The sequence below is a fragment of the Providencia sp. NPDC089933 genome (assembly GCF_049545585.1).
GTDB lineage: Bacteria > Pseudomonadota > Gammaproteobacteria > Enterobacterales > Enterobacteriaceae > Providencia > Providencia huashanensis.
Genome location: NZ_JBMWDT010000024.1, coordinates 1 through 17,563 on the forward strand (window position 1 = coordinate 1; position 17,563 = coordinate 17,563).

At 37.7% G+C, this 17,563-nt stretch carries 18 protein-coding genes and 1 pseudogene; 2 read left to right on the forward strand and 17 right to left on the reverse strand.

Annotated features, from left to right (window positions below; all coding sequences use genetic code 11):
* The coding region (locus ACPEH5_RS21705) for a transposase domain-containing protein (RefSeq protein WP_423727173.1) at positions 1 to 232 on the forward strand (232 nt) is incomplete at its 5' end.
* A 155-nt stretch (positions 233 to 387) separates the two neighbouring features.
* Here the strand turns inward: ACPEH5_RS21705 and ACPEH5_RS21710 are convergent.
* The 12 genes from ACPEH5_RS21710 to ACPEH5_RS21765 all read right to left on the reverse strand — a co-directional run bounded on the left by ACPEH5_RS21710 (position 388) and on the right by ACPEH5_RS21765 (position 10,457).
* The gene (locus tag ACPEH5_RS21710; RefSeq protein ID WP_281111446.1) at positions 388 to 1,359 is read right to left on the reverse strand and encodes a hypothetical protein; all 972 of its coding nucleotides are present in this window, start codon (positions 1,357 to 1,359) and stop codon (positions 388 to 390) included.
* 387 nt (positions 1,360 to 1,746) lie between these two features.
* Entirely contained in the window at positions 1,747 to 2,298 is a 552-nt protein-coding gene (locus tag ACPEH5_RS21715; RefSeq protein ID WP_249890946.1) for a fimbrial protein, read from the reverse strand.
* A gap of 55 nt (positions 2,299 to 2,353) precedes the next feature.
* Positions 2,354 to 2,887 (reverse strand): fimbrial protein, encoded by a 534-nt coding sequence (locus ACPEH5_RS21720; RefSeq protein WP_249890945.1) that lies wholly within the window; start codon positions 2,885 to 2,887, stop codon positions 2,354 to 2,356.
* Between the two features lie 8 nt (positions 2,888 to 2,895).
* On the reverse strand, positions 2,896 to 3,447 hold the full coding sequence (locus ACPEH5_RS21725; RefSeq protein WP_249890944.1) for a fimbrial protein: 552 nt from the start codon (positions 3,445 to 3,447) through the stop codon (positions 2,896 to 2,898).
* A 167-nt stretch (positions 3,448 to 3,614) separates the two neighbouring features.
* Positions 3,615 to 4,169: a fimbrial protein gene (locus tag ACPEH5_RS21730; protein ID WP_071548902.1), complete on the reverse strand. Its 555-nt coding sequence runs from the start codon at positions 4,167 to 4,169 to the stop codon at positions 3,615 to 3,617.
* A gap of 42 nt (positions 4,170 to 4,211) precedes the next feature.
* Entirely contained in the window at positions 4,212 to 4,727 is a 516-nt protein-coding gene (locus tag ACPEH5_RS21735) for a fimbrial protein (protein ID WP_158516038.1), read from the reverse strand.
* A gap of 40 nt (positions 4,728 to 4,767) precedes the next feature.
* The gene (locus tag ACPEH5_RS21740; RefSeq protein WP_423727174.1) at positions 4,768 to 5,349 is read right to left on the reverse strand and encodes a fimbrial protein; all 582 of its coding nucleotides are present in this window, start codon (positions 5,347 to 5,349) and stop codon (positions 4,768 to 4,770) included.
* A gap of 85 nt (positions 5,350 to 5,434) precedes the next feature.
* Complete coding sequence (locus ACPEH5_RS21745; RefSeq protein WP_071548899.1) at positions 5,435 to 6,175, reverse strand: fimbria/pilus periplasmic chaperone; 741 nt, start codon at positions 6,173 to 6,175, stop codon at positions 5,435 to 5,437.
* A 67-nt stretch (positions 6,176 to 6,242) separates the two neighbouring features.
* Positions 6,243 to 8,786, reverse strand: a complete 2,544-nt coding sequence (locus ACPEH5_RS21750) for an outer membrane usher protein (protein WP_094962536.1) — start codon at positions 8,784 to 8,786, stop codon at positions 6,243 to 6,245.
* A gap of 54 nt (positions 8,787 to 8,840) precedes the next feature.
* Positions 8,841 to 9,356 (reverse strand): fimbrial protein, encoded by a 516-nt coding sequence (locus ACPEH5_RS21755; RefSeq protein ID WP_071548897.1) that lies wholly within the window; start codon positions 9,354 to 9,356, stop codon positions 8,841 to 8,843.
* Positions 9,357 to 9,419: 63 nt separating this feature from the next.
* Positions 9,420 to 9,980, reverse strand: a complete 561-nt coding sequence (locus ACPEH5_RS21760) for a fimbrial protein (RefSeq protein ID WP_071548896.1) — start codon at positions 9,978 to 9,980, stop codon at positions 9,420 to 9,422.
* A 207-nt stretch (positions 9,981 to 10,187) separates the two neighbouring features.
* The gene (locus tag ACPEH5_RS21765) at positions 10,188 to 10,457 is read right to left on the reverse strand and encodes a helix-turn-helix domain-containing protein (protein WP_249890939.1); all 270 of its coding nucleotides are present in this window, start codon (positions 10,455 to 10,457) and stop codon (positions 10,188 to 10,190) included.
* A gap of 786 nt (positions 10,458 to 11,243) precedes the next feature.
* On the opposite strand from ACPEH5_RS21765, the pseudogene ACPEH5_RS21770 reads away from it, so the two are divergent.
* Positions 11,244 to 12,020: pseudogene (locus tag ACPEH5_RS21770) on the forward strand (transposase); the annotation flags it as partial.
* A gap of 415 nt (positions 12,021 to 12,435) precedes the next feature.
* Here ACPEH5_RS21770 and ACPEH5_RS21775 read toward each other — a convergent pair.
* From ACPEH5_RS21775 to ACPEH5_RS21795, 5 genes are all read right to left on the reverse strand, one after another.
* Entirely contained in the window at positions 12,436 to 13,374 is a 939-nt protein-coding gene (locus ACPEH5_RS21775; protein WP_281111451.1) for an Rpn family recombination-promoting nuclease/putative transposase, read from the reverse strand.
* Between the two features lie 489 nt (positions 13,375 to 13,863).
* A complete protein-coding gene (locus tag ACPEH5_RS21780) occupies positions 13,864 to 14,157 on the reverse strand; it encodes a hypothetical protein (protein ID WP_281111452.1) in 294 nt (97 codons plus the stop codon).
* Positions 14,158 to 14,600: 443 nt separating this feature from the next.
* A complete protein-coding gene (locus ACPEH5_RS21785) occupies positions 14,601 to 14,855 on the reverse strand; it encodes a DUF2913 family protein (RefSeq protein WP_281111454.1) in 255 nt (84 codons plus the stop codon).
* 146 nt (positions 14,856 to 15,001) lie between these two features.
* Complete coding sequence (locus tag ACPEH5_RS21790) at positions 15,002 to 15,571, reverse strand: ProQ/FINO family protein (protein WP_423727175.1); 570 nt, start codon at positions 15,569 to 15,571, stop codon at positions 15,002 to 15,004.
* 704 nt (positions 15,572 to 16,275) lie between these two features.
* Positions 16,276 to 17,214 (reverse strand): RepA family replication protein, encoded by a 939-nt coding sequence (locus ACPEH5_RS21795; protein ID WP_423727176.1) that lies wholly within the window; start codon positions 17,212 to 17,214, stop codon positions 16,276 to 16,278.
* Positions 17,215 to 17,563 lie beyond the last annotated feature (349 nt).

Genomic DNA, 17,563 nt, shown 5'->3' on the forward strand with positions numbered 1-17,563 from the left:
CGACAACAACCGTGCGGAACGCGCCATCAAATCGTTGGTCATTGGCAGAAAAAACTGGCTTTTTGCTAATAATGCACATGGTGCCGATGCCAGTGCGCTGCTGTACAGCATCATCGAGACAGCAAAAGCTAACGGGCTAATCCTCTACGATTACCTGGTGAGATGTATGAAAGAGCTGGCAAAGTCAGAGCCAGATATCAACTCACTTCTTCCCTGGAACTTCTTACATTAAAACTAAAGCGCTCCGTGGGATCATGGGGCGCTTACTTTCCACTAACTGGAGGAATACAGATAGACGGTCTAAATGAGTCGCTTACGCTTATCTACAAAAATTAAGAAGACATATTGCCTTCTTAATTTTTTTGGTTTGGACTAAAATAGAGAGTGTTAGTTTAATGTTACAACTAATGTGGAGCTTCCTGTATAACGATCGGGGGCAATCGTTCCTGCTGCAGATAATGTAGAAATAACATCAATATAAGTTAATATATTTTTATCTATTTTTTGACTATTATTACTTCCTGGTGAATCACTGATAGGTATATCCATACCATTTCGTTTTAACGAAAGGGTTGATGATAAGTTTGTCCCCAATTGTAATGTTGTCTCAGTAAAACTGAATGAGACAGATGCATTTTCGGTACATTTAACACCTATCTTCGCTGAGGCTTGATTACCATTCAATCGACCAGTACTGACTATTCCATGGTCAAGATTTACTGTATCACCACCTGTTGGGCCAGTGATCTGACATGACATAGGTATGGGGTCAATTGGAGTGTCTAAACATTCCAGGTTATTAGGCGGGTCGAATAGAGTATTATCTCGCGAATTTAAAAGAGCAAAACAGCCAGCATAACGATAATTATCACCGAGTCTGTTATTATGATTCCTTATCATTGCAGCTGTACCACTCGCACCAAATTTCGCGATAAAAGCCTTATATGCATCTCCCATTGTTTGCCCATCTTTAATATTTATTGTATAGAGTGAATTAATCCCCAATCCATTATACCCGCCTCTAAATCCCCATGTAGCAGTTACTCCTGTTGTGATATTAGTTTGCCTATAAACAAATCCCCATCCGCAAAGAGAACCAATAACTGCTGGACAATAAATTACACGATTCGCATCTTCATCAGAAACACTAAATGAAGACCAAGAAATTGTGTGGATTACCTGATCAGGAGAATGTGGAGCTACTCTTAACACTGAACTTGTCACTACTGGTTTTAAATTTTCAGAGTTTGCATTTGATACAAAAAAAATTAAGCCCACAAAAATCAAAAAATATTTGGCATAGTTAAACATAATAATAACATTCCTTACTTTCACCTGATTTTTCAATAAAATCAGCATATAAATATATCCAAGAAGGATTATGACTGCCTACTGGTGTCCAATATTTTACTATTTTAATTTTATTGAGTTTTTTCACCATATCGTCTTTCCATAAGCAGCTAAATTACTGCGCTGTCATTTATTCATCAATACTAAATCCGCTTCAAACCACTATATAACATATAATGGTAAAACGATATTAATCTCTCCAATCATGAGTAGAATGAAAGGATACGTTACTATATGTCTGAATCCTCCAAAATGAACCAGTTTTGTTGTTATACTTATTAATCATAATTTTTAATATTTGGTATTTATCTGTAACTTAACATAATAGTAAATAAAACATAAAAATTAACATTATAGAAAAGATAATCTCTTTAGTTATTTTTATAAAAAAATACTTTATTCATAATTTAATATCAAGCTAGCAGAAGTACTAGTAAATTCTCCACCATTTAAGTTTGTAGCGTACTCACTTAGCTTAGGTTTAACCGTTATCACTGGGATCGAAGTTAGTGTAAAATTTGGAGATGTACTATTCAATGCCCATTTTTGGTCATTGATATAAAACTCAAAACCTAACGCTGAAATTTCATTAGCTTTTAATAATGTTTTATTAAAATTCGCTGGTGTGCCTGTTAATTGCAAACTTAACGATGGTGTATTATTACTACACGTAATTTTTATTGGAACAGACAATTCATAATCGCCATTATCAATTCCTTTCTTTGTTATAGTTTTAAAGTCAACAGTTATATCATCCTTATTATCTGAACCACTAATATCACAAGTAACGGCTTGCACAGTGACACTAACAGTAAGAGGCAAAGTCCCCCTGCTACCAGGTGAAATCTCTACAGCCTGAGTTGGAGAAACCAAAAAAAATATGCAAATTCCACCGATGAATTGCTTTAATGCTCTCTCCATTTTTACGATACCTTCATATTTATTCATTTATCTACCTATTGTGAATCATATCGCTGGGAATATTTATCTAACACTATATGATTTATTCAAAATTGATAGTGTAAAATAATGTCGCAGTAAATTGACCAAGTGTAATAGAATTATTTTGTATAGCTTCAGGAGTTCCTTGAACGAAAGCATATAAAGGAACACTCATTGTTCCTGATTCTGTTAGTCTAGGTGACAATTCCTTACCAATCTGAACACGAGATAATTTATCATCCGCAATTCCTATCACAGCACCTTTTGCTTCACTACCTGTATCAAATTTTAGGTATCCATCAGGCGTAACATTTCCTGAACTACCATTAAGTGTTATTACTATAGAATTAGCTAACATAGGATCACAATCTTTTAAGATTAAATTAAATTTTTTATTAACTGAGTGACCATGTAAATAGATTTGTTTATCGATTATGGAGCCCATATTAACTTCAATAGGAGTCTCATCATCAATAACGCAAGCCAGATTAACTAGAGTACCATCATAATTAACTGAAGTTGTATTATTACCCCAAGTTAAACTACTCGCTAAAAAACAACAAGCCGCTATTGTAACTAGATTTATTTTTATCATATGCCACCTTACGGGTAATTTAGTTCTAATGTCGCAGATGCTGTAAATTGACCAGCAGATAATACAGATTTACCACCTTTAACAGGAACAGAGTATAAGGGGATATCTAGTTTTCCACCTTTAGACATGACTAAAGTATATGGCTTATTTAACTCAACAACACTACCATTATCAGAACGATATAGCCGTATACCTAATCCAGGTTTATCAGTTACTAGAGCTTGGGTATCAAACCCACTATCTTCTCCATTATATTTCAATTCAATAGGAACATTTGCTCCTAGGGTACCATCACATGATACTTTTAATATCCAGTTTTGTTTAAATCGATTCCCATCAATTCGTTGTATACCTATTTCATTAAAATGAATATGGATTGGCGAGCCAACACCATCACTGCTATATACATCGCATGGTGGAAAATCTAATAAATTACCTGTCATATTAATTTTAACATCATTACTCGCTATTGACGTTCCAACATTAATAAAAAATGCCATTACACTAATTATCACTGCACTAATGAAGGGCATATATTGTTTTTTTATGCATTTTTTCATCCTAGCCACCTCATTTTCAGGCTTTTGATAAAATAACCTTAATCATATAACACTATGAAATAATGATAAAACTTGATTTTTATCATTAATAAGATAACAAGCTGTCATCCTATTTGAATTTTATTTATGTTCACTAGCTATTAACTTCAATTTGTAACTACGATTAGTTACTCATACTCAGCAATTAACGTTGCTGTGGCATTAAATGGTCCCGTTTTTATTACCGAAGCACCCGCATTACGGATCGGTACAACATAAAAAGAAATAGTATCGCCGACTAAAATACGAGCTCGTCGGTTAGTACTATTATTGGGAATAAACGTTCCTCGCCCTAAATTAATAAACTGGATCCCAACATCGTCATTATCGGTGCCTAAAAACTCCGTATTAAAAACTGAAGTGGTGCCCTGTATTCTTACTCTCAGTGCTGTACCATTTGCGGTATCGCCACAGTCTAATTTTAATGGTAAGCGAGTTTGATACATTGCTGTAGTTGCATTTACATTAGCAGCTTTAGTTTCCATTTTGCGAATTAGAATATCTTTAAAGTCAACATTAATAGTGTCAGCTCCTGTTGTAGAGGTAAAATCACAAGGAGGATTAAGAATCAAATTTCCTTTAAAATTAACATTTGCGCCATTATTTGCCATAACTGAAAATGCGATACTAAAGAGAATTCCTCCACAAATACCCTTTTTTTTAAATTTAATGGTTCTCATCATTAACTCACTATTTGGTTAAAATTAGCCAAAGCAGCATAAAGCTTATGGATAACTAGCTTCCAATGTAACAGTGCTTGTAAATCCACCTCCTGCGATACTATTAACCGCAACGCCAGGATTTAATAATGGATAAGCTCTTATCGTTGGACGCTGGCTATTTGTAAATCGAATATCTGTATTCAACGCAAAGAAGGTCGGGCTACTACCTGATACAGTAGCAAATCGTATACCTAAATTATCATTACTTGTCTTAAGCACGTTAGAGTTGAATTTAGCACCGTCCCCCTTAAATCTAAGAGCAACGTTTGTAGCGCCATCAGCATCACACTTTAGCGTATATGGCACAGGCTGTGGAAAATTAGTACCTGTAATCGTTCTAATTACCATATCTTTAAAATCCACCTCAATTGGGCCATTACCGACACCTGAAATCTCACATGGTGGATTTAAAATTAAATTACCTTTAATATTAACTGTAACTGAATCTGCGGCTAATGTAGATGATGTAAATAGGCAACTAACGACAGTAAAAGCAATTTTAAGTAGTCCTCTATGCATCGTATATCCCTTAAGTTGATTCATTCTTTTGGTAAAATAATTAGTCATAACTCAATTGAAACCCCATAACACCATAGAACTCGCCGGGTGAAACCATGTGTTGTAAACGGATCGGAGCAACAGTATAAATCAACTCAGTCTGGCCTACTGGTAATAACTGAGGTGATGTAAAACTACCTAATTTTAATGGGTTACCGTGAATATCTTTTATCACCACACCTAATCCTGTGCCTCCACGTAATTGAAGATATCGGCCACTAGAATCTGTATCCGCTCCTGTAAATCGAATATTAACTCCTGGCTGATTAACACTCCAAGGCAACAATCCTATTTGGCGATCCCATTGGGCATTTTGTACAGCCAAACAATCCGTTAAACCAATACGTAAAGTTGCACCTCGTCCTACTGCCCCAATATTAGGCAAATCACCAAGACCAACAATTCCTAAATTAATCGTCTGATCAGTACTCTCCATCTGTAATCGACAGGGACTATCTGTTAACGCACCTTTCACACGCAAAATTCCGTGTTGCCCATCCACATTATTGTAATCTATAGCTTTAGCCTCAGATCCCAGTAACTTTTGAGCAGCAGTTGCAGGTACACTTAGGCCTATAGTCATACAACTTCCCAGTAGCCATATACATAACATGGTCGTATTCATTGATTTTCCGTTAACCACCGCGTACTCTCCTGTCATCCTACAATTAAGGTTTTGTTTTAGTCACATTACAAACATTAGCCTGACAGTTAAATTCCAATTCAGGGCGGCCACCATAATCATTGATATAAATCAGAGAAGGCTTATCACCTAATTTTGCGCTAGTAATGCCTAAACTAGCTTGCCCAAATGGAGATACCATGACTGGTGAAAAATCATTATTCTTTGTTTGATATGTCACCGAATGAGCATTAATAATTGTCACATAAAATGGTGTAGGATTTTTCACCATAGCCATTTGAGCACTTTTATCAATTGTTATTTTCTCTTGCCATGGAGAACTTTGTTCTTCAGGAATTATCGCTTTAGGGCGATAAAATAGTTTTACTCGTGTTTGTAAAGCCACTTGTAATACATTTGATTTTTCGCTTTTAGGCGGAATTTCTCGTAAATTAAAATAAAATAGAGTTTCCCTATCTTGAGGCAATGTATTAACCGCTGGTAATGCCTCTATTTTTATTTGGCTAGATTTTCCAGCTTCTATACGTTGTACTGGAGGAAGAACAACTAATGGGCTACTAACCTTTTGTCCTTTATCGTTTTCAATCCACCCTTGAGCTAAGTAAGGTAATTCTTTATTATTATTCCCAATATTTAGCGTAATAGATTTTTTATCTCCTTCAAAAATAACTCGGGTACGATCCATCGTGATACCAGCAATAGCCAGATGAGTTATAAAAACGCCAGATATAACTAGTCCTGTCCGCTGTATTGTTGTCAATTTCATCTCAAGTACCTTTTTATTTTCTAATCAGTTAATTATTCAACTCTAAAATATACTATATACCGTGTTGCTACATTTTTTTAGTTGTCTCTGAGGGAATATTTTCACATGGTAATAGTATTGATTGCTCTAAGCTTGGTAATTTCTGAGGGAAAGAAATACTACAAGCTCCTTCCACACCCCACGATACCGTCATTTTGCCCATAGGGACAATACCACTTAAATAGGTATTTCCACTATCAGCAACAATACCGGTGTTCTTACCTTCAGAATTTTTCACCTGTGCACCAAAAGGAGGAAAACTACCATTTTGTAAACGAATCACAACCATAGCTTTCGCACCAGACAATACATTGAATTTACGGTATCCAACTGCCCCTTCAGTTAAAGTTGCTTGAACTACCGACTGCTCCGCATCAACGTTATCTGGTAGATTATTTAAATCTACTTGGGCAATATTACGATAGTAACTGTTCACATTGGTTATTACTGCTTTACCAAAATGGTTTGACTTAACAGGAGCCCCAACACCTAGAATTGGCACATTAGCCGCACCATCAGTATCAACAAGTAATCTCGTACCACCTAATTCTCCCCCACGATGTAAAGCGCCGCCATCAGGAGTTAATGTTACTCCACCATTAGCAGAAAAACCTACAGCTTGATAATCACTAGTTATATAGCTAGCATTACCAGAGAGGAATACATCATCTCCTTGATAAGAAACGAATCCACTGGTTGATGTTCCTCTTCTATTCTCCCCTGCGCTTATTTGGTAGGAAAATCTATCTGTAGGGCTATTATAATAAGACGCCCTATTATTTATACCGCCTTTACGCTTATCTCTGACATCCATGGTGTAACTTATACTACTACGACTACCCCAAGGAATAGATAAAGAAAGATAAGCACTATCATCATTAACTCCCTGATTAACTTGGCGGTTTAAAGATAAAGAAGCGCTTATATTCTTAAAATCACCCAAATCAAAATATTTTGATAACATTAAATTATAATAGTTATTTTCAGGTCTATCCCAATATGTTTGGTGGTTATAACTTAAATATAGAGATAAACCAGCATCTACGAAATTTTTATTAAATGACAGAGTATACAGCTCTTTGCTACCACCAAAATGAATTCCAGATTTTTTAGACTCTAAAAAATCATTCATACTCATGAAATCTTTCTCAGAGAAGCGATATCCTGCAAACGTTACCTGACTGTTATATTCTTCAAAATTTTTCGAATAACTTAATCGATATGAACCACCATTTAAGGTTGGCTGGTCTGGTAGTTTAGATCGAGATTGAGTTATATCAAAAGACAACGCACCTAATGCTAGCAAATCTCTACCTAAGCCAACTGATAAAGCTTGATAACGCTGACTACCTAAAAAACCACCAAATAATGACCATCCATTTGCTACCCCCCATGAAAATTCACCTGAAGCAAAATTTTCACCCTGACTATGGCGTTCATAATCAGTTGGTTGTCCTACCGCAAGTTTATATTGAACTTGCCCTGGGCGAGTTAAGAATGGTAAGTTAGCAGTATCAACATTAAATTCTTGAGTTGTTCCATCTTGCTCTGCGACAGTTACATTTAGAGTCCCACTAAGAGCATCCGAAAGATCTTGAATGCGGAAAGGACCTTGCGGTACTTGTGCTTCATAAATAACACGACCTTGCTGACGAACTGTCACGGTGGCATTTGTTCTTGCCGTACCTGTAATTTCTGGAGCATACCCTCTTAGATTTGGAGGAACCATATTTAAATCAGTACGAATTGCAGCCCCAATAAATCGAAATGAATCAAAAACTCCTGAATCAAAATAATCTTCACCTAACGTTAATTTAGCTTTTAAAGCGGTTAAAGCACGATAGGCATAGAAACGATTCCATGTCATATCGGTATTTGATTGACTATTTTTTCCCGTAATATGGCTAGATTCAGCTTGCCAATCACCACGAAAACGCCAAGCCCCTAAATTAATGCCAGCAACCCCATTTCCGGATAATATATAGGTTTTTTGGTTGACTTTTTTCGTGTCCATTATACTACCATTTAAGTTATAATCGAACAGGAATGCATTAACTCCATTATCCCACCGAGAAGGAGGATCCCAATCTGGAGAACTATATTCTAAATAAGCTTGTGGTATATTAATCAATAAAGATGATGTAGCTAAATCACCAGTAAGTGTAACTCCAGGTAAATTTGAAGGATCCCAACATTTATCTTTATTTTCTAAATTTGACCATTTTAAATCTTTAACAGATGAAGAATTAAAGCCGATTAAATCTACTATATCTGGAGATATACATACACGACTTCCGGTTTCACTTTCTTTATCTTCAATAAATGGAACAGAATATTCACCGATGCTATATTGATTGACTTTAACTTCTAAAGTATAAGTCCCGGGCATAATATGTCCGGCTCGAGAAAATTGTTCTAAATTAATATTTTCTTTGTCTTCAATATCTAATACATCCATATTAAATATAATATCTTTTGCAAATACATGAGGAGTAACACTGCTATAAAATGCAGCAGCTATTAGTATATGCAAAGAACAATAACGCCAACGCGTAATAGAATTAAAAGACATAAAAAATCCTTGTTCAAAACAACTTGCTAAATAGCAATGGTTTTATTTTTATTATCAGTAGTAATCCAATTTAAAGCTGAGAATACTTTGAAAGTTCCCAGGAATAAATGTTGAATGATCACTTATCATACGTAACCCATAATTAAGTAACCTATCTCCTTGAGATATACCTCCAAGGGATATAGGTTGATTGGGTATTACCCATTGCCCTTTTTCATCTTCTAATCTGAGCGCTATACCAGATACATCACCAAAAACTAAGAAATTATTATTTTCTGAAGGACCAGAGAAGGTTATTGAAAATGTATTCCATGGTTCACCTGATAGTGATGATATTCTACAATCTATAACCTTTATGCTAAAAGGATGGCGCGTTCCCTGCCCAAATTGTTTCAAAACACTTATTGGCTCCACGCCTAAATCAATACTTTGATCGATTGATTCCATCGCAATGGCGCAAGGGGTTTCTAAGATACTACCATTCATGGTAAGGATCCCTTTAAGTTCAGCACTTACCGCTGATATTGATATACTTAAATATAACCCCAATATTTGAAACACAAGCTTCATGCCATATTCCTTATACATAACAGGTGGGAGAGAGCTATCTTTCCCCACCTCACAAATAACTTATTAGTTGTATGTTAAAACAAAGTTAGTTGCTGCAGTAAATACGCCTGGAGTTACAGCTGTACCTTTAACACCTTGTAGGCCTGCTTGGAAACTCAATGTATTATTACCAGTAACAAAGTTTTGAGTTGTAGAACTATTAATTTTGATAGTGTCACCTGAATCATTCATCAATTTAACACCCGCGCCAGCGCCGGTACCTGTAATTGAGATTAAACCAGTGTCATTCCACTCAGTTCCATAAAAACTTACATTAACAGTATTGTTATAAGTTTTCTCTATATCATTACCTTGAGCATCTTTTTCTGTATATGTCGCATTTAGGTTACAACCTTCTAATCTAATATTGAAAGGTTGAGCTGAAGACATACCGCCATTTTCAAGAGTTACATTAGATATTTGACCTAATGGTACTTCTTGGCTTTCATCACCAGGTGCAATTGAACATGGAGCTGTTATAATTGAGCCAGTAAATGTAACTTTTCCTTTACCAGCATCTGCAGCAAATACGGATGAACTCATCGCTGCACCACAAATCAGAGTTGCAAGAATTACTTTTTTCATATTATAAACCTTTATATATTTATATAATAATACTCTCGCTCTATAGAGCTGAGATAATTTAAATAAAATAGAGAAGAATTATATATTTTCACCCTAATTTATTTTCCAATTACAGCCAACTACCCTAAAATTAGGATTTCAGTAGTAATTGGAAAAAAAATAAGTTAACAACAAAAAAAATACCACTAATAATTTAAGTAAATGTACTTAAAGTAGAATAAGGTGTTCACCAATTGAATCCTCATTTTTAATAACATCCCATAAAAATTCATCCCAAGTTTTATCTAATATTTTTAAGATCAGGTTTAATCGATTAACATCAATGGATGTAATTCCATTCTCGTACCGAGAAACTTGCTGCTGACTAACATTTAATAACTTACCTAATTGATATCCTGTTAATGATTTATTTACCCTTGCTTTTTTTATAAAAAAGCCAATTTTTTTCTGTATTGAAATCTCATTAATATCACTCATAATAACTCCTAACTTTTACTAGCTCTTGGCTTGAGACTTAAAATAAAACAACTAAATGAAGTGAGAAACTCGTAGAATAAGTAAAAAACACCAATAAAGAGTTAATAATCCGCTTTATGAATAATACATCCTTTTAATGCATACTTTTCTATATTTAAAATTTCATTGCAACGCTGGACAAGAGTAATAATAGATTTAATCACTAATAGTGTAAAATCAAAATGACCTATCGATAGACGAAAAACAATAGATAAAACAAATTAAAAATCAAGAACATTCACTTGTTTATTTTTATTTTCTTTATTTTTCATACATATAACTTTGATTTAAATATTAATATATTTTATGCACTCACAAAACAAGTAGGATTTTAAATATAATTACCCAGTATTTATTTTCATTTCGTTACAAATAATATTATTAGCGAAACAATTAACATGTATTAGCATGGCAATTAGTACTAATAATATTAGTTTATTTCATAAGGAATTAACTTTATAACTGTACTTTCAATATTACCTCTTTCATAATTAATTATTACACACTTTTACTAATTTAATTGAATATTACAAAATATTACTATTTTAACCATATCCCACATATTTTTAACATTATAGTAATAAGCTATTTTTCACCGTAATCATTATGTATGAATATAAATACGCCTTTGGCGTGAGCGTCGCGGCAGAGCCACTCTATTTCTAGGCAGCTCCTTTCTCCTCTTTTATACTTTGCGTTATGTATATTCCCAGACCTGCAAAACTATTATTTAAATATGACGATACATGGAACCGCTTTATCGATAATAACCAACTCTTTCGCAGTACAACACGAGCTATGCTAAAACACGCTCGATGCCTTGGACTCAAGGCCGGTATCTTTTGCGCCCTCCACACCTACGGCCGCCAACTCAATCAACACCCGCACATTCATTTATCAGTCACCCGAAACGATCTCACCAAGTACAGCATTTGGAAGCCGATTTTCTTTAAAAAGAAAGATATCGAAAAGGTCTGGCATAGTGTCGTCATTCGGCTCCTTCGAGACAGCTATTTTCAGTTACAACTCAATAAATTGCCTAGTTTCGGCCATATTCGAAATTACCCAACATGGGAGCGTTACCTTAAACGTCCCCTTATTTCGGCTTCTCAGTTGAAACACTACAGCGGGGGTGCCGTAGTTCATCATTATTACGATCACCACAGCCAACAATACCGACGACAGACTTTAACCCAAGAAGATATGATACGACGTTATGTCAGTCATATCCCAGCGCGACATTTTAAGATGATCCGTTATTACGGTTTTTTAGCTAATTGCAAACGCGGGAGTTTATTACCGAAGGTGTATGATGCATTAGACATGATACATCCTAATGTTCCTGAAAAACCGGGCTTTGCGGCACTGATGAAAGGATTTTTAAACACGGAGCCGTACCAATGTATTTTATGTGGAAACCGACTGCGATTTATGAGTGCAGAAAAAGGCATACACGCGGCCACTTTGCTGTCAGAAAGGCGGGATAAAATGGCTAGAAAACGATGGTTACAAACGGCAGCCTAGGATCAGTGTGCCTAAAATTTCAGTTTTTGGCTAAAAATAGCGCAATTACACATTATCATGGTTAAGTTTAAATACGATATAGAGACCATTTAATAGACTTTGCTACCAAACATAGCCTTATAGGCTCGTTAAATCGCTCATCCAGTTTCCTAACCATGAACTTAATTGGAAATTATGAATTTTATCGAAAGGATAAAATTATTAATATTCATAAAGTTATAGATAAACTTATTGCTAGTTTTGAAATTGATTTTTTGAGTGAATGCCTTGAGTGACAAGGGATTGCAGAGAGGTGTCGGACAAACCGTTCTTTAAGTCAAAAGACCCCGTTATGAAAAATCGCAAAGCATCGCTAAACTCATTGAGTTAGCGACGTTTGCGTTAAGCACAAAAATGACAAAGGAATAGGGTGATACTACTGAAGGGAAATGAGCTCTTCGCGGCTTAAACCGGTACTTTCAATGATAAGATCAAGGCTAACACCGTTCTTGAGCAAGCTACGAGCCATTGTAATTTTAGCCTCTCGCATGCCTTTCTCAATACCTTGCTCAATGCCTTTCTCTAGGCCTTTTTCCCAGCCGATTTTCTCGCCTTTATCTTGTAAGCGTTGTGCAATATTCATAATTGCCTCCTTGTGCCTTTCTGCCTGTTCACTCAATTGCTCGACAATATGTTCAAAGTTGGGTGAGTCCAGTGCAATGAACAGATAATTGAGGATAGTGACGATGTCGTTATCACTATTATAGTGTTGATTGATGGCTTGTGCCAATAGCGGGATAACACGGTCAAATTCATCCCGCAAATATTTGTGCTTCATCGCCAGCTCCATCACGGCCACTTTGCGATGATTGACCAACTCATCATCATCAATCACCGTCACATCAACCAACGGGAACGGCTGGGTATATAACTCATTGGCCATATCCGGTAACGGAAAGCAATCGGTCCACAATTGAGAATAGGGGTAGGGTGAACGACCACCATGATAAAACAGCACCGGCACCACTAACGGTAACGTTTTATGCCCTTGCTGAAGATGTTGGTTCATGGCTAAGAAAGCATAGTGCATGAGTCTCCAGGCCATGAGTTTATCGGGCGTCGACTGGTGCTCGACGAGAAGGTAAATATACCCTTCACCTTCGGTGGTTTGCACCGAATAGAGCACATCGGATAATCGAGATCGCAACTGTTTGTCGATAAACGAGGAATTTGTGAGTGCCAACGTACTGAAATCACACAACGCTTTAATATGCTCAGGTAGATGAATGTCAAAAAAATCTTTTGCGCTGTCAACCTGCGTCATAAACCCTTTAAAAGCCGCATCATGTGCCGTCGGCGTGTGCTTAGGTTTCATTATTCGGTCACTCACTCTTCACTAAAGACTGTGCATCATAACGCAGAATCGATTTTCTGTCCGTTTTTCAAATGTTTTTTATCTTTTCGGGGTTCCACGCCGGAACCGCCGAAATTTACGAAATGCTTAATTTTGGCGGTTAGAGAGTTTTGTACGTAAGACCGAGGTTAACCGGACAGTAAAAAAGTAGCTGTTTCTTGCAAAAAAAATCTGATTACTACGTTTCATATGCTTGGTACGTATTAATTCTCATTGATGGGACCTTAATCGTACATCCTAATAATGATAAATATGTATAAAAAAAATCAAATAAATGGTATCGGAATTTCCGGCGGTTCCGGTGCAGAACCCCAAATAAAACTTTTCAGCTCAACGTAAACGCCCCATGATCCCACAGGGCGTTTTAGGTTCATGGTTAGGAATTTCAAGCGCAATAGCACTTTCAGAAAACCGGTCAACTGAGAGGTTTCTCACCGTCTTGGCAAACAATCAATAACGACCACTAGGGGTGTCATAATCATAGTCGCGGGGTTCATCTTCAAGTCGTTGTCTCTCGGTTATTATGTCATCGACAGCTTTGCTACCCCCTTCTGCAAATGAAAGGGAATCGCTTTCATCGCATTTATCTTTATCTTCTATGTTATTGTCTACTGCATATTCGTAACCAGCAATATGTCCAGAGCAGTCAGAACTACAGCGCATTCCTTTGTAAAACAAGGCACCAGTTTGTGATTTTACTGGGTAATCTTTTAGGACTGAACTCCATTCTGCTTGGGTATCCATCCCCGCTTAGCTTTGTTTCCACAGTTCAGAGCGTACTCTCTGTGTTTTGTACAATAAATTAGGACACTTTTCTGAAGGAGTTTTCGTACTCCACAGGCGATAAATAATTATTTGCCGTGTGTAATCACGTTAAATTGGGGTTCTACGCCGGAACCCCAAAATGATAAACACAATTAACTCCTCTGGCTGATGTATATTATCAGATGATAACATTTGTATCCTACCGTGATTGCAACAACGTATAGTGTGGCAAATTGCCATCGAACTGACCGCAAAGATGGTGTTTGCATGATGACGTCGTTAAATTGTCTTTTATCACCCAACACCCAAAAATCCACCGAGTTAATCTGCTTACCCTCATCACTGAAACCAGTGGTTAAAGCAGAAGCAGTAACATAGAAGGTGGGAATAGTAGTTGGTATTGTTTTTTTCATTATCAATTTTTACCAATGATCTTCACTGAGTACCACACTGTCCCAGCCCAAATCTTTAAGCAGCTCGGTCGCGTAGGTTAAGCGAAACAAATCACTTTGGCTGGCAATATCACAACAACACGAACGCCATAAATACTCCAAGCGGAATTTCAGTTTTGAGGTCATTAGCCGTTGTAGGCCAAGGTGAATGAGCCATTCAAAATCATGAACGACACAGCGGTGAAACCGTTTTTGTTTCAGGGCCGTTTGTAGCCAGCGAAGCAGAAAAAAATTTTCGGACTGGGCGTTTTGGGCGGCTTTTCCATCCTACTGCGCCAGTTTGAGCGCGACTCGCGACTAAAGCGGCAAAGGCTAATTTACCTAACCAATGATTTTTTTCTTCAACTGTAACAGGGGAAGTGATTTTTTTGTCATGCGGGTCGTGATTGTTGTTTAACCAGTTTTTGAATGCGTTTTAACGTATCGGCCACATCCGATTCCGTGACAGCCCCGTTAGGCTGACCATCATTATCATAGCGTACTGCACCAGGCATAATCGTGGTGCGGTATTTGACACTGTGACTAATGGCCGCCAGGCTGCGTTTCAATTTTTTATATGAAATAGGCAGTTCACGGACTTTTTTGTCCGCAAATAAGGCCTCTCGTGTCCCCACTGCCATGGGTCGAAGTTGTCCATCGGGAAAAAGGTGTGGCCAATAGGCTGAAATATTGGCAATCGCCTCCTCTAACGGCAGATGTTGTTTTGGTGGCGTTGGCGGAATGACTTTTTTTTCTAACGGAACGACTACCACTTTCTGTTTTTGCGCAGGCGGAGAGGTCACTTTTTTAAGGGGTTGAGTTGGTGTTGTTTTGACGGTTTTTTTGGCTTTACGCTGTGTATTAACCACCATTTTTTTACGACGAGGCGAAATAACAGGCGTTGTACTTTCTTCAACGTTTTCTGTTGTCGCCCGCTTTAAGGTTAATTTTTTGCGTTCCATACATCCTCACACCGAAATCACGTTTAGCGTCAATACATTAGTGGCAGATTATCACGAAATTTAACCGAAATCACTCGCCCAAAGGGCGGTAGACGGCAAATAAGGGTGACAGAGGGACAATAAAGGTTAGGGCCGTCGAGACCCGCGTGAGCGGTTACGTGCTGTTTAATACCCCAATCTCCCCCCTGCCCTGATTGAGCCGACTGATATTAACACCGTTATTTTGCTTGTTTGACCCTTTGAAAAACGCAGTGAGACGGGCGAGAGGCGACGCCTCGATGAACGGCTGTAGCTGCGCGTTAAGGTGGCCATCGGCCAGCTTTACGGGGGCAATGGCACAATGTTGACACCCTATTCTGAGCGACAGCCATTTATGGCTTGTAAGCGAAGGCTTTATTGGGTCTATCTCTTTAGAGTGTGCGGCTTGAAAAAGCAGAGCCGCAACTCCTTTTATTTAAAAGGACGTTTAGTTCAGAACCTAAAAACGAATTTAACCATAAAATATCAATACTATTCGAAGTTAATTGCAGAGAACAAACGCATTCGAAGTTAGTTGGTTAAATAAAGAGCGAAATTTTTCGCTCTGCCATCATAGATATGAATGGGGAGATTGAGATAACGATTTTTATGTTTAAAAACAGGCTGCCCAGATTTAAAACGAACGAAACCACCGCCAGTCAAGGCGGTAAATTTAACAGGCAAAATTAAGAGTCGGGCAAGTGTGCCAAGTAATGCAGATAGAGCGCTTGTCCTTGAAGGCTCGGGTACAAGGCTTTCATTCTGCGCTCAAAGGCGATGACCTCAGCGATAGGCTGCGTTACCTTCCAGGCTTCAAAACGACGCCATGCGGCATGCTCTGGACTTTCAGGCGCACGCGTACTTTGCGCTAAGGCTTTCTTTTCCTTCAGCGCTTTAGCTAAATGTTTCTTCTCTTGTTTCAGGGCTTCATCTTCCCCAATCACCAACGTTTTAAGTTTATTGAGCAAGTTGCGAAGTTTGTGTTTGTTATCGAGGGAGGCGACATTGGCACGCGCGAGGCGCAATACATGCTGTGCGTACCGCTTTTGATAGCTCTCCTTTAATCCTTGTTTTTCCATCCAACGGCTAAAACGATTTACAATCTCTCTCAGTTCCAGTTTGGAAAAACCTAAACCGTGGAAAAACTCCGGACGTATCCAAATCCGCATCGCTTTGTATTGTTTGGCCTCGATATCAAAATCGCGATCAATGATAATCAGGTTAGCTTGTTCCCAATCGCGCAAAGCATGGAGGATGGGGTCATAACTTTTACGACCACTGTCATAACGGTACAACTGACCACACAGCTCCGCCAATTTTTCCACTGAACACATCACTTCAAAGAGCGCATCACTTTCAGGGTTGTAATCCGCATAGGCAATCATGGCCATTGCTAACGCATCAAAGGTTTCGCGACGCTCTGAACGCACGGATATCCGTTGCTTTCGGCTGTAGCGCAGTTGGTAAATATGGGGGTTTCGGTTCCAATCATGCCGTTTTAACGCGGCCGCAAAACGACACACAGGCACTAATTTAGGTAATTGTCCTAAAAATTTTGGCTCGTAATGTCGATGAATTTTACCGACGGAACAAGGAATTGCAGGATTTGATATAGCATTATTCATGCTTCTCCGCACTTATGTTGTACGGAAGGAGTTGTATTTTTTTGCGCATAATTCTATACTCCCCGCTAGGAGTTCAACATTGCCCCTAGCGGAATTGCTCTGATGACCCCTGATAATCTTTTCGCTCCGCCAAGAATGAAGAAGATTACAGGGGTTTTCTATTTGGGTTCACAGCACATTTCGTGTGTTACATCCCATCATTTGCCACCTTTCGGCGTGGCAGCCACAAAATTCACATCAATTGTCGGCTAATTTAGCACTCTATGCGCATTCAAGCAACGTCTTCACGATAAAGACGCGATTTATTCACAAAATTTGTGATAAAACTTGAGGTTCGACGCAGGAGAAA